The 13,093-nt window shown below is 71.5% G+C and carries 12 protein-coding genes; 11 read left to right on the top strand and 1 reads right to left on the bottom strand.

All coding sequences use genetic code 11. The features are described from left to right. Positions 1 to 89 precede the first annotated feature (89 nt). The 5 genes from OG936_RS10085 to OG936_RS10065 all read left to right on the top strand — a co-directional run bounded on the left by OG936_RS10085 (position 90) and on the right by OG936_RS10065 (position 6,387). Complete coding sequence (locus OG936_RS10085; protein WP_406494018.1) at positions 90 to 521, top strand: hypothetical protein; 432 nt, start codon at positions 90 to 92, stop codon at positions 519 to 521. Between the two features lie 80 nt (positions 522 to 601). Beyond that, positions 602 to 3,835 carry a S41 family peptidase gene (locus OG936_RS10080; RefSeq protein ID WP_406494017.1) on the top strand — a complete coding sequence of 1,078 codons (3,234 nt, stop codon included), beginning with the start codon at positions 602 to 604 and terminating at the stop codon, positions 3,833 to 3,835. A gap of 234 nt (positions 3,836 to 4,069) precedes the next feature. Continuing rightward, positions 4,070 to 4,429: a histidine triad nucleotide-binding protein gene (locus OG936_RS10075; protein WP_383756312.1), complete on the top strand. Its 360-nt coding sequence runs from the start codon at positions 4,070 to 4,072 to the stop codon at positions 4,427 to 4,429. An 18-nt stretch (positions 4,430 to 4,447) separates the two neighbouring features. After that, the gene (locus OG936_RS10070) at positions 4,448 to 5,356 is read left to right on the top strand and encodes a ribonuclease Z (protein WP_406494015.1); all 909 of its coding nucleotides are present in this window, start codon (positions 4,448 to 4,450) and stop codon (positions 5,354 to 5,356) included. Between the two features lie 38 nt (positions 5,357 to 5,394). Further along, complete coding sequence (locus OG936_RS10065; RefSeq protein ID WP_406494013.1) at positions 5,395 to 6,387, top strand: adenosine deaminase; 993 nt, start codon at positions 5,395 to 5,397, stop codon at positions 6,385 to 6,387. On the opposite strand, the gene OG936_RS10060 is transcribed toward OG936_RS10065, so the two are convergent. Further along, positions 6,351 to 7,706, bottom strand: a complete 1,356-nt coding sequence (locus tag OG936_RS10060) for an MFS transporter (protein ID WP_406494011.1) — start codon at positions 7,704 to 7,706, stop codon at positions 6,351 to 6,353. The two genes, OG936_RS10065 and OG936_RS10060, sit on opposite strands and share 37 nt — an antisense overlap. A 355-nt stretch (positions 7,707 to 8,061) precedes the next feature. Here OG936_RS10060 and OG936_RS10055 point away from each other — a divergent pair, with 355 nt between their 5' ends. From OG936_RS10055 to OG936_RS10030, 6 genes are all read left to right on the top strand, one after another. Further along, on the top strand, positions 8,062 to 9,186 hold the full coding sequence (locus OG936_RS10055; protein WP_406494009.1) for a carbohydrate kinase family protein: 1,125 nt from the start codon (positions 8,062 to 8,064) through the stop codon (positions 9,184 to 9,186). A 139-nt stretch (positions 9,187 to 9,325) separates the two neighbouring features. Then, a complete protein-coding gene (locus OG936_RS10050) occupies positions 9,326 to 10,354 on the top strand; it encodes a PhoH family protein (protein WP_406494007.1) in 1,029 nt (342 codons plus the stop codon). 12 nt (positions 10,355 to 10,366) lie between these two features. Continuing rightward, positions 10,367 to 10,864, top strand: coding sequence for an rRNA maturation RNase YbeY (ybeY, locus tag OG936_RS10045; protein WP_406494006.1), 498 nt, complete (start codon positions 10,367 to 10,369; stop codon positions 10,862 to 10,864). After that, entirely contained in the window at positions 10,861 to 12,153 is a 1,293-nt protein-coding gene (locus OG936_RS10040; RefSeq protein ID WP_406494005.1) for a hemolysin family protein, read from the top strand. The genes ybeY and OG936_RS10040 overlap by 4 nt, the downstream gene beginning before the upstream one ends. Beyond that, positions 12,150 to 12,503 carry an MmcQ/YjbR family DNA-binding protein gene (locus tag OG936_RS10035; RefSeq protein ID WP_383756327.1) on the top strand — a complete coding sequence of 118 codons (354 nt, stop codon included), beginning with the start codon at positions 12,150 to 12,152 and terminating at the stop codon, positions 12,501 to 12,503. The genes OG936_RS10040 and OG936_RS10035 overlap by 4 nt, the downstream gene beginning before the upstream one ends. Before the next feature lie 57 nt (positions 12,504 to 12,560). Then, positions 12,561 to 12,914 (top strand): cytidine deaminase, encoded by a 354-nt coding sequence (locus OG936_RS10030; RefSeq protein ID WP_383756330.1) that lies wholly within the window; start codon positions 12,561 to 12,563, stop codon positions 12,912 to 12,914. The last annotated feature ends 179 nt before the right edge of the window (positions 12,915 to 13,093 follow it).

Genomic DNA, 13,093 nt, shown 5'->3' with positions numbered 1-13,093 from the left:
GGGCATGGGGTCGGAGAAGGGCCCGTCGTTTTCTGGCCGCGTCCGCGCTCGCGGGCGCGGCGGCCGCCGGTGTGGTGGCCTGTGAGCCCGTGAGCGGGCTGAACTCCGCGTCCATCGCCGTGACCACCGACCGGACCGCCACCAGCGCCCTGGAGAGCCGCGGGGTCCATGTCCAGTGGCTCAACTGCACGGCCGATACCGGCGCGGGCCTGATCGGGGGCGCGTCGCCCGCCGCCTCCGCGCGCCGGACCGCGGACGTCGACTGCACCGGAAGGACCAAGGAAGGCAAGGACATCACGATCAACGGCAACGTGACCCAGGAGTTCGACGGGCGGTGCGTGCGGGGCGACCTGACCGCGAAGGCCGGCGGGAAGGCCGTCTTCCGGGCGGCTGTGCTGGGCAACTGCGACGCCGCACCGTCGACCGGCGCGGCGAATCCGCCTCTGGGGGGCGGCAGCGGCACTGCACGGCCGACCGTCACCGTGACGGTCACGGTGACCGAATCGCCCCAGGGCAAATGAGCGTGACAGGCCCCGAACCACCCGGTGGACTCCGGCCAACTCGGTTCCGCGGAGCGAGCCCGCGGCCTAGGGTGATCGGTGTGACGCAGCCTTCCTACCTCCGATACCCCCATGTCCAGGGCGATTTGATCGCCTTCACCGCCGAGGACGATGTCTGGCTGGCGCCGCTGGACGGCGGCCGAGCCTGGCGCGTCAGCGCCGACAACCGACCCGTCAACAACCCGCGGATATCGCCCGACGGAACCCGCGTCGCCTGGACATCCACCCGGGACGGGGCGCCCGAAGTGCACGTCGCACCGGTCGACGGCGGCCCCTCCGAGCGGCTCACGTACTGGGGCGACGCGCGGACCTCCGTACGCGGCTGGACGCCCGAGGGCGACGTACTCGTCATCAGCACCCAGGGACAGGTGTCACTGCGGCGCAGCTGGGCCAGGGCCGTCCCGGTCGACGGCGGGCCCGCGCGGACCCTGCCGTACGGGCCGGTCGGCTCCCTCGCGTACGGGCCGGGCGGACGGATCCTGCTGCTCTCGGCCACCATGGGGCGCGAGGCCGCCAAATGGAAACGCTACCGGGGTGGCACCGCGGGCAAGCTGTGGATCGCGGTGGAGGGCGAGGCCGACGGCCCGGCGGAGTTCGTCCGGCTCCACGAGGACCTCGACGGGAACATCGAATGCCCGATGTGGGTCGGTGACCGCGTGGCGTTCCTCTCCGACCACGAGGGGGCCGGCGCGCTCTACTCCTCGCTCCCCGACGGCTCGGACCTGCGCCGTCACACCGAGGCCGACGGCTTCTACGCCCGCCACGCGAGCACCGACGGCACCCGCGTCTGTTACGCATCGGCCGGTGAGCTCCGGCTGCTGGACGACCTCGAAGGCGCCGCGCCCCGCCGCCTCGACATCCGGCTCGGCGGCCAGCGCGCCGACCTCCAGCCCCATCCCGTGCACGCCGACAGCCACCTCGATGCCGCGTCCCCGGACCGCACGGGCCGCGGCAGCGCGGTCGGGACGCGCGGCGCCGTCCACTGGGTCACCCACCGTGAGGGCCCGGCCCGCGCGCTCGCCGTCGAACCGGGGGTGCGGGCGCGCATGCCGCGCGCCTTCCAGGCCGACGGCGACCAGCACGTCGTCTGGGTCACCGACGCCGAGGGCGACGACGCCCTGGAGTGCGCGCCCGCCACCGGCACCGCACCGGGCTCCGTACCGCGCCGCCTCGCCGCGGGCCGCATCGGCAGGGTCCTCGGCCTCGCCGCGGCCCCGGACGGCAGCCGGTTCGCCGTCGCCACGCACGACGGGCGGGTGCTGATCGTCGAGCGGGAGAGCGGCGAGGTCCACGAGGTGGACCACAGCGAACACGGCGACGCCTCCGGCCTCGTCTTCTCGCCCGACTCCTCCTGGCTCGCCTGGTCGCACCCCGGGCCCGAGCCACTCAGGCAGCTCAAGCTCGCCCACGTCGCCGACCTGTCGGTCGCCGAGGCCACCCCGCTGCGCTTCCGGGACTTCTCCCCGGCGTTCACCACCGACGGCAAGCACCTCGCGTTCCTCTCCGAGCGGTCCTTCGACCCGGTCTACGACGCCCACGTCTTCGACCTGGCGTTCATCGGCGCCTGCCGTCCGCATCTGCTGACGCTCGCAGCCACCACGCCCTCCCCGTTCGGACCGCAGCGCCACGGCCGCCCGACCGAGAAGGAGAAGAGCGGCGACGGCGAGGACAACCCGACCGCGCTGCCCGTCACCCGCATCGACCTCGAAGGGCTCGCCGACCGGATCGTGCCGCTGCCCGTCGAGGCCGCCAGCTACTCCACGCTGCGCGCCGCGAAGGACGGACTGCTGTGGCTGAACCACCCGGTGACCGGAGTGCTCGGCACGAGCGGCGCCACGCCGGACGCCCGTCGGCCCGAGACCGTCCTCGAACGGTACGACCTGGAGAAGCTGCGCTGCGAGGAACTCACCTCCGACGTCAGCGGGTTCGAGGTCAGCGGAGACGGCCGGCGGATCGCCCTGCGGACCCGGGGCAAGCTGCGCGTCGTACCGTCCGACAGCCGCGTCCCGGCCGGTGACGACGACCACGACGGCGGCAGCGACAGCAGCATCACCGTCGACCTCTCCAGGATCCGCCGGACCCTCGAACCGGCCGCCGAGTGGCGGCAGATGTACGACGAGGCCGGGCGCATCATGCGGGACAACTTCTGGCGCCCCGACATGGGCGGCACCGACTGGGACGGCGTCCTGGACCGCTACCGTCCGGTGCTGGAGCGCGTCGCCACCCACGACGACCTGATGGACCTGCTGTGGGAGTTGCAGGGCGAGCTCGGCACCTCCCACGCCTATGTGACCCCGCCCGGCGGCTGGCGCGACGACTCCGCCCGGCAGGGTCTGCTCGGCGCTGACATCTCCCGTACGGACGAGGGGCGTTGGCGCATCGACCGCATCCTGCCGTCCGAGACCTCCGACCCGGCGGCCCGCTCGCCGCTCGCCGCACCCGGCGTGGCGGTGCGCGTCGGCGACGCGATTCTCGCCGTGGACGGGCACCCGGTCGACCCGCTGGCCGGGCCCGGACCGCTGCTCACCGGCTCGGCCGGGAAACCGGTCGAGCTGACCGTCTCACCGGTGGACGGCGGCGACCCGCGCCATGTCGTCGTCGTACCGGTCGCCGACGAGGAGGCGCTGCGCTACCACGCGTGGGTCGCCGACCGGCGGGCCTACGTCCACGAGCACTCCGGAGGCCGCCTCGGCTACCTCCACATTCCCGACATGGTCGGCTCCGGCTGGGCGCAGCTCCACCGCGATCTGCGGCTCGAAGTGGCCCGCGAGGGGCTCGTCGTGGACGTCCGGGAGAATCGCGGCGGCCACACCTCGCAGCTGATCGTGGAGAAGCTCGCCCGGCGCATCGTCGGCTGGGCCATGCCGCGCGGCATGCAGCCCTACAGCTACCCGGAGGATGCACCGCGCGGCCCGGTGGTGGCCGTCGCCAACGAGTTCTCCGGCTCGGACGGCGACATCGTGAACGCCGCGATCAAGGCACTGCGCATCGGCCCGGTGGTCGGCACGCGTACCTGGGGCGGCGTCATCGGCATCGACAGCCGCTACCGGCTCGTGGACGGGACGCTGGTCACCCAGCCCAAGTATGCGTTCTGGCTCGAGGGTTACGGCTGGGGCGTGGAGAACCACGGGGTCGATCCCGACGTCGAGGTCGTGATGGCGCCGCAGGACCATGCGGCGGGGCGCGATCCGCAGCTGGACGAGGCGATCCGGATCGCACTCGCTTCGCTGACGCAGACCCCGGCGAAGCGGGCGCCGGAGCGGCCGGGGGCGTAAGGGGGCGTGCGGGGCGGGGTGGGGGTGCGGGTCGCCTTGCGGCGTGCCTGTTCCCCCCTCCCCGCTCCTTCCCCAACGGGGCTCCGCCCCGGACCCCGCGCCTCAAACGCCGACGAGGCTGGTTTTTCAGCCCCGCCGGCGTAGCGGGAAGGGGTGGGCAGGGGGACAAGGCCCGCCGCAGGCGTCCCGATACCATGCCGTACGACGATCACCACCGACCGAGGAGCCAGCCCCATGGCGGGAGAACCGCAGCCCGACTGCCTGTTCTGCAAGATCGTTTCGGGTGAGATCCCGGCAACCATCGTCCGGGAGACCGAAACCACCGTCGCCTTCCGGGACATCAACCCCCAGGCCCCCACCCACGTACTCGTCATCCCCCGCGTCCACCATCCGGACGCCGCCGCCCTCGCCGCCGCCGAGCCGGCCATCGCCGCCGACATACTGCGCGAGGCAGGGAACGTCGCCGCCGACGAGAAGATCGTGGACACCGGCTACCGGGTCGTCCTCAACACCGGCTCCGGCGCCGGGCAGACCGTCTTCCACGCGCACGCCCACGTCCTGGGCGGCCGCGGACTCCAGTGGCCCCCCGGCTAGGACGGTCGATCGCACACCGTGTCCGTACGCGAACTCGTGGTCCTCGGCACCGCCAGCCAGGTCCCGACCAGGCACCGCAACCACAACGGCTATCTGCTGCGCTGGGACGGCGAGGGCATCCTCTTCGACCCGGGTGAGGGCACCCAGCGCCAGATGCTGCGGGCCGGCGTCGCCGCGCACGACATCGACCGGATCTGCGTCACGCACTTCCACGGCGACCACTCGCTCGGCCTGGCCGGGGTCATCCAGCGGATCAACCTCGACCAGGTCCCGCACCCGGTCACCGCGCACTACCCGGCGAGCGGGCAGCGTTTCTTCGAGCGGCTGCGGTACGCGACCGCCTACCGCGAGTCCGTCGAGCTGACCGAGGCCCCGGTCGCCGCCGACGGGGTGCTCGCCACCACGGACGCGTACACGCTCAGCAGCCACCGGCTCTCGCACCCCGTCGAGTCGTACGGCTACCGGCTCGTCGAACCCGACGCACGCCGCATGCTCCCCGCGAAACTCGCCGAACACGGCATCAGGGGCCCCGACGTCGGCCGGATCCAGCGCGAGGGCGCCCTCGGCGCCGTCACCCTCGACGACGTCTCCGAGCGCAGGCGCGGTCAGCGGTTCGCGTTCATCATGGACACGAGGCTCTGCGACGGCGTGCACGTGCTCGCCGAGGGATGCGACCTGCTGGTCATCGAATCGACCTTCCTCGACGAGGACGAACGGCTCGCCACCGACCACGGCCATCTGACCGCCGGCCAGGCCGCCCGGGTGGCCAGGGACGCGGGCGTACGGCACCTGGTACTGACCCACTTCTCGCAGCGGTACGACGATCCGACGGCCTTCGAGACCCAGGCCCGCAATGCGGGGTTCGAGGGCGAACTGACCGTCGCCCGGGACCTCGGCCGGGTTCCCGTGCCCACCCGGCACATCTGACACTCATCGGTACCACCATTTGTGAGCGTGAAATTCCCGTGCACCTTCCCAAAGCCGAACTCCACCTCCACATAGAGGGAACCCTCGAACCCGAGCTGGCCTTTGCGCTCGCCGCACGCAACGGCGTGCAACTCCCGTACGCGGACACCGAAGAGCTGCGCACCGCCTATCTCTTCGACGGTCTGCAGACCTTCCTCGACCTGTACTACGCGCTGATGGCCGTGCTCCGGACCGAGGAGGACTTCGAGGAGCTCGCCGACGCCTACCTCACCCGCGCCGCCGCCCAGGGCGTCCGGCACGCCGAGATCTTCTTCGACCCGCAGGCGCACACCGCACGCGGCGTCCCGATCGGCACCGTCGTCGAGGGGCTCGGCCGGGCGCTGGACCGCAGCGAGCAGAAGCACGGCATCTCCACCCAGCTGATCATGTGCTTCCTGCGCGACCAGTCCGCCGAATCGGCGCTGCGCACCCTGGAGTCCGCGAAGCCGTACCTGCACCGGATCAGCGCGGTCGGCCTCGACTCGGCGGAGGCCGGGCACCCGCCCGTCAAATTCCGCGAGGTGTACGAGGCCGCCGGAGCGCTCGGTCTGCGCAAGGTCGCCCACGCCGGCGAGGAGGGCCCGCCCGAGTACATCCGGGAGGCCCTGGACGTCCTCGGTGTCGAACGCATTGACCACGGGCTGCGCTGCATGGAGGACGCGGACCTGGTGAAGCGGCTGGTCGCCGACCGGGTGCCGCTCACCCTCTGCCCGCTGTCCAACGTACGGCTGCGCGCCATCGACACCCTGGAACAGCACCCGCTGCGGGACATGATGGCCGCCGGACTGCTCTGCACGGTGAACTCCGACGACCCTGCCTACTTCGGCGGCTACGTCGGAGACACCTTCCACGCCGTCCACGAGGCGCTCGGCCTGGACCGGGAGCAGCTGCGCACGCTGGCCCGCAACTCCTTCGAGGCGGCCTTCCTCGACCACGACGAGGAGCGCAGGGCGCGCTACCTGTCCGAGGTCGAGGCGTACGCGTTCGACTGACCGGCCCCGCCCGACGGGCCGGCTGTCCGGAACGCGTTCCTGACCGGGCGCCTACGGCGCACGGGCAGGCTGATCTCCGTGACGGCCTGCTCGGGCGCGCCCAGCCTGGGCACGGCGCCGGGCACCGCCCCGGTGGTGACGGCGAGCAGCGCGGCCGGGGCGCCACCCCGGCGGCGCACCGATCCCGGCACCAGCGGACGGCCACCGGTGTGCAGGGCGACGGCCGTGACCGGGGCCGCGACCAGGAGCGTCACGGCCCCCAGGACCAGGCCCATGACCGGGTACCCGGCCTGTTCGGACAGCACGCTGCCGAGGACCGGCCCGCAGGCCACCCCGACCGATGACGCGGAGCCCGCGAGGACCGCCCAGCGCCCGCGTACGTCCAGGGATGCGGCCAGGCCGATCAGGTACGACAGGACCACCGGGTAGACGGTGTTCCACAGGATCTCGCCGGTCGCGAACGAGCCGAGGTTCCGGGCGGACGAGCTGAGCACGATGCTCGCCGCGATGATCAGTGTGCCGACACCGATCGGCACCGCCCGGCCGAGCCTGGCCCCGAGCATCCCGGCGCCCATCACCCCGAGCAGTCCCGCACCGAGCGCGGCGGCGAACACCGCGCCGATGGTGACCTCGGAGAGTCCCACCTGCACCACCCCGATCCGGCTGCTGACGCCCCACAGCGCGTTCTGCGCCATGGACCAGACGAGCATGCCGCCCGCCAGCACCAGGCCGGAGCGGCGGTGCGGCAGCCGACGCGAGACGGGGGCGGCAGGACTGCCGCCCCCGGCGTGGCCGAGCCGTGCCGTGGCGGGCCAGACGAGCAGCGCGACCAGTGCGATCGAGGCGAACGGCAGCCGGTGGCCGCCGCCGAGGTGCGGGATCGTCAGATAGAGGGCGCCCGCTGTCGCGGAGACGCTCAGCAGACCGAGCGACGAGGTCCGGTGCGGATCGCGCTGGGCGGCGATGCCCGCCGCGGCCACCGCCGTAGCCGTACCGGAGCCGAAACCGCCGATCACCGCGCCCATGACCACCAGCGGCACGGAACTCGCCAGCGCGGCGCAGCCGTACCCCGCCATGGCCAGCACGAGCCCGACCCGCGCCGGTTTCCGCGGCCCGTACACCTCGACCCGGCCCGCCAGTGTGAACCCGGCGGTTGCCGAACTCAGCAGCAGGGCACTGCCCGCCAGACCGGCCTGGGCCGTACTGAGACCGAGATGGACGGAGAGCCGCCCGACGATGGTGGGGAGCAGATAGGCGGCGAGGTAACCGGCGGTGAACACGGCGACCAGGGGCCACGCGGCGCGAGGGCGCGAGGACATGGGCGTTCCTGAAGACATGCCGAAGCGGCGAAGGAGGTAGGGAGGGCAGGCGAGGGCAATGCGGGAATGCGAGAACTACGGGGAAGGCGGTGCACGCGTCGGCAGCTGTCGCAGACGGGGCTCGCGGGCCCAATTTGTATCAACTGCACCCAGTCGACCGAAAGGCGCCCCTGTGTGATCCGGATCACGTATGCGTTTACCCTTCGGTCATGCGGGTAGCTGCGCATGTTTATGCAGGTCGGCATCCCTGCGTGCGGGTCCGGCGCATGCCCCTCGGAAGCGGCGGCGCGGACCCTCCGGATACCGGCACGCGTCGGGCACACTGGCCAGATCTGCCACGACCGGGGAGTGCAAGGTGAGCACAGACATTCCAGGCATCGACCCACTGGACGGGCTGCGCGCCCCGCAGGACCCCGACTGCGACGTCTTCCTCACCGGCACGGTCTTCCTCGACATCGTTTTCACCGGCCTGGACAGCGCCCCGGTGCGCGGCACCGAGTCCTGGGCCCGCGGCATGGGCTCCAGCCCCGGCGGGGTCGCCAACATGGCCACGGCGCTGGCCCGGCTGGGGCTGCACACCTCGCTCGCCGCGGCGTTCGGCGACGACCACTACGGCGAGTACTGCTGGGACGCCCTGGAGCAGGGCGAGGGCATCGACCTGTCCATGTCGCACACCGTTCCCGGCTGGCACTCGCCGGTGACCGTCTCGATGGCGTACGAGGGTGAGCGGACGATGGTTTCGCACGGTCACGAGGCCCCGGGCCCCGCGGGCACCCCCGGCGCCGCGATCCCCGCCGAGGAACCTCTGTTCCCGCGCTGCCCGCCCCGCGCCCGCGCCGCCATCGCCTCGCTCGTTCCGGGCCGCAGCGAGCCCTGGGTCGCCAAGGCGGCCGGGAACGGCGCCCGGATCTTCGCCGATGTCAGCTGGGACGAGACCGGCCGCTGGGACCTGGACGCCCTCACCGACCTGCGGCACTGCCAGGCATTCCTCCCCAACGCCGAGGAAGCGATGCGCTACACGCGCACCGACTGCCCGCGCGCCGCCGCCCACGCCCTGGCCGAGCGGGTGCCCCTCGCCGTGGTCACCCTCGGCGCGGACGGCGCGTACGCGGTGGACGCGGCGACCGGGGCGAGCGCCGAAGTGCCCGCGATCGAGGTCGAGGCCCTCGACCCGACCGGGGCGGGCGATGTCTTCGTCGCCGGATTCGTCACCGGCACCCTGGCGGACTGGCCGCTGGCCGACCGGCTGGCCTTCGCCGGACTGACCGCGGCGCTCTCGGTGCAGGAGTTCGGGGGATCGCTGTCGGCACCCGACTGGGACGAGATCGCCGCCTGGTGGCAGCAGGTCCGCACCTTCGCTGACCAGGACCCGGCCGCGCTCCAGCGCTACGCGTTCCTGGAGAAACTGCTGCCCACGGCCGCCCGGCCGTGGCCGCTGCGCCGGGCCGTCCCGACGATCGGCTTCCGCCGCCCGGCATGACCCGGGGCACACGCGTTCGCGGTGCGTACGGAAAAGCCCTCGGTGTTGTCAGCGCGGAGTCGTAGGCTTGGTTATCCAGAGGTTGTCGATCGGCGAGAACCTTGCAACGGGAGGTATGTGCAGGCCACAGAGCCGGCCCATGACTCAGACATCCACAGACCAGACCCCCGCGCCGGGCCAGGCGCGAGCCCAGTTCACCGTACCGGCCAAGCATCCGATGGTGACGGTCCTGGGTTCAGGCGACTCGCTGCTGCGCGTGATCGAAACGGCCTTCCCGGCGGCCGACATCCATGTCCGGGGAAACGAGGTCAGCGCCGCCGGGGACGCGACGGAAGTCGCTCTGATCCAGCGCCTGTTCGCCGAGATGATGCTGGTGCTCCGCACCGGTCAGCCGATGACGGAGGACGCAGTGGAACGCTCGATCGCCATGCTCAAGGCAACCGAGAGCGGCAAGGGGGACGGCCCGGAGACACCGGCCGAGGTACTCACCCAGAACATCCTCTCCAGCCGCGGGCGCACCATCCGTCCCAAGACGCTCAATCAGAAGCGGTACGTCGACGCGATCGACAAGCACACCGTCGTCTTCGGCATCGGCCCTGCGGGCACCGGCAAGACCTACCTCGCCATGGCGAAGGCGGTCCAGGCCCTGCAGTCCAAGCAGGTCAACCGGATCATCCTGACCCGCCCCGCCGTCGAGGCGGGCGAGCGGCTCGGCTTCCTGCCCGGCACGCTCTACGAGAAGATCGACCCGTATCTGCGCCCTCTCTACGACGCGCTGCACGACATGCTCGACCCCGACTCGATCCCGCGGCTGATGGCGGCGGGGACGATCGAGGTGGCGCCGCTGGCGTACATGCGGGGAAGGACGCTCAACGACGCGTTCATCATCCTCGACGAGGCGCAGAACACCAGCGCCGAGCAGATGAAGATGTTCCTGACCCGGCTCGGCTTCGATTCGAAGATCGTCGTCACCGGTGACGTCACGCAGGTCGACCTGCCGAACGGGACCAAGAGCGGTCTGCGTCAGGTCCAGGACATCCTCGAAGGCGTCCAGGACGTGCACTTCTCCCGGCTCACCTCCCAGGATGTCGTCCGGCACAAGCTCGTCGGCCGTATCGTCGACGCGTACGAGAAGTACGACAACCGAGACAGCCACAACGGGAAGTAGTCGCGCCGCACCATGTCGATCGATGTCAACAACGAGTCCGGAACCGAGGTCGACGAGCAGGCGATCCTCGACATCGGCCGCTACGCGCTCGCGCGGATGCGGATCCACCCCCTCTCCGAGCTCTCGGTGATCGTGGTGGACACCGACGCCATGGAGCAGCTCCACATCCAGTGGATGGACCTGCCGGGTCCCACGGACGTCATGTCCTTCCCGATGGACGAACTCCGTCCGCCGTCCAAGGACGACGAGGAGCCCCCGCAGGGGCTCCTCGGTGACATCGTGCTCTGCCCCGAGGTCGCCAAGCAGCAGGGCGAGGACGCGCCGACGCAGCACTCCATGGACGAGGAGCTCCAGCTCCTCACCGTCCACGGAGTGCTGCACCTCCTCGGGTACGACCACGAGGAGCCGGACGAGAAGGCCGAGATGTTCGGCCTCCAGGCCGCGATCGTCGACGGCTGGCGTGTCGAGCGCGGCCTGACCGGCCCGTCGCCCGCCCCCACCGTGTCGTGAGCGTTCCTCTGGTCCTGGGCGCCGTGCTGCTGGTCGTCGTCGGCTGGCTGGCGGCCTGCGCGGAGGCGGGCATCGCCCGTACGTCGAGCTTCCGGGCCGCCGAGGCGGTCCGCTCCGGGCGGCGCGGCAGCCAGAAGCTGGAACAGGTCGCGGCGGACCCGACCCGCTATCTCAATGTCGCCCTGCTGGTGCGGGTCGCCTGCGAGATGTCGGCCGGTGTGCTCGTCACGTATGCCTGTCTGAAGGAGTTCCCGGAGACCTGGGAGGCCCTGGCCGTCGCCATGGCCGTGATGGTCCTGGTCTCCTACGTCGCCATCGGTGTGTCGCCGCGCACCATCGGCCGTCAGCACCCGCTGAACACGGCGACGGCGGCGGCGTACGTCCTGCTGCCGCTGGCCAGGGTCATGGGCCCGGTCCCGCAGCTGCTGATCCTCATCGGCAACGCGCTGACGCCGGGCAAGGGTTTCCGCAAGGGGCCGTTCGCCAGCGAGGCCGAACTGCGGGCGATGGTCGACCTCGCCGAGGCGGAGTCGCTGATCGAGGACGAGGAGCGCCGCATGGTGCACTCCGTCTTCGAGCTCGGTGACACGCTCGCACGCGAGGTCATGGTGCCGCGGACCGACCTGGTCTGCATCGAGCGGTACAAGACGATCCGGCAGGCGCTGACCCTGGCGCTGCGCTCCGGCTTCTCGCGGATCCCCGTCACCGGGGAGAACGAGGACGACATCGTCGGCATCGTGTATCTCAAGGATCTGGTCCGCAAGACGCACATCAACCGGGAGTCGGAGGCCGATCTCGTCTCCACGGCGATGCGGTCGGCGGCGTTCGTGCCCGACACGAAGAACGCCGGCGATCTGCTGCGCGAGATGCAGCAGGAGCGCAGTCATGTCGCCGTCGTGATCGACGAGTACGGCGGTACGGCGGGCATCGTCACCATCGAGGACATCCTCGAAGAGATCGTCGGCGAGATCACCGACGAGTACGACCGTGAACTCCCGCCCGTCCAGGAGCTGGAGAACGGCTGCTTCCGGGTGACCGCGCGCCTGGACATCGGCGACCTCGGAGACCTGTTCGACCTCGACGAGTACGACGACGAGGACGTGGAAACGGTCGGCGGACTGCTGGCGAAGGCGCTGGGCCGGGTACCGATCGCCGGGGCGTCGGCAGTCGTCGACCTGCCGGACGGCCGCCGGCTGCGGCTGACGGCGGAGTCCACGGCGGGCCGCCGGAACAAGATCGTCACGGTGCTGGTGGAGCCCGTGGGGCAGGAGGGGGTGGACGCGGAGTGACTCCGCAGCAGCTGAGGACGTTCTGCCTGGAGTTCAACGCGAGCGTCGAGGAGTTCCCGTTCGGGCCGGAGACGTCCGTCTTCAAGGTGCTCGGCAAGATGTTCGCGCTCAGCACGCTGGACGTGCGTCCGCTGTCGGTGAACCTCAAGTGCGATCCGGACGAGGCGGTGCGGCTGCGGGAGGAGTACGACGCGGTGGTGCCGGGCTGGCACATGAACAAGCGCCACTGGAACACGGTGACGGTGTCCGGGGTACCGGACCGGGTGCTCCGTGAGCTGATCGAGGACTCCTACGACCTGGTGGTCGCGGGCCTGCCGAAGGCGGAGCGGCTGAGGCTCGACCGGGCATAGACCCCTCGGGGGTGGGGCGGGGCGGGGAACGAGCCCCCCGGTTCGTATGCTCGGCACATGACTGAGAGCACCGACCTCGGCCCCGAGGACCGCAAGATCGTCACGCTGGCGCGCAGCGCCCGCGCCCGTAACGGTGTGCCGGAGGGTGCGGCCGTACGGGACGAGACCGGACGTACGTACGTCGCGGGCACCGTGCGGCTGGAGTCGCTGAAGCTCAGCGCGCTGCAGACCGCCGTCGCGATGGCCGTGGCCAGCGGCGCCACCTCGCTGGAGGCGGCCGCAGTCGTCTCCGAGGCGCAGACCCCGTCGGACGAGGACCGCGCCGCGGTACGGGACCTGGGCGGCCCGGACACACCGGTACTGCTCGCCGGACCCGACGGCGCGCTGCGGGTCAGCGTGACGGCGGGCTGACGCCGACCGAATCCACACACCGTGTACGAACGCCCCGCACCCCACCGGCGCGGGGCGTTCGCACACCAGGTGAGGGGAACGAGGATCTTGACAGTATCTGATGGTCCATCAGTCAATGCGTTTCGCTGCCATTGACTTCTTTTCGGCCGGAGTCGTCAATGGGCCCCCAGTCGGCGCAG

It is taken from the genome of Streptomyces sp. NBC_00846 (assembly GCF_045207325.1).
Taxonomy (GTDB): domain Bacteria; phylum Actinomycetota; class Actinomycetes; order Streptomycetales; family Streptomycetaceae; genus Streptomyces.
Note: the sequence above shows the minus strand (reverse complement) of the source record. Positions and strands in the feature narration are given on the sequence as shown.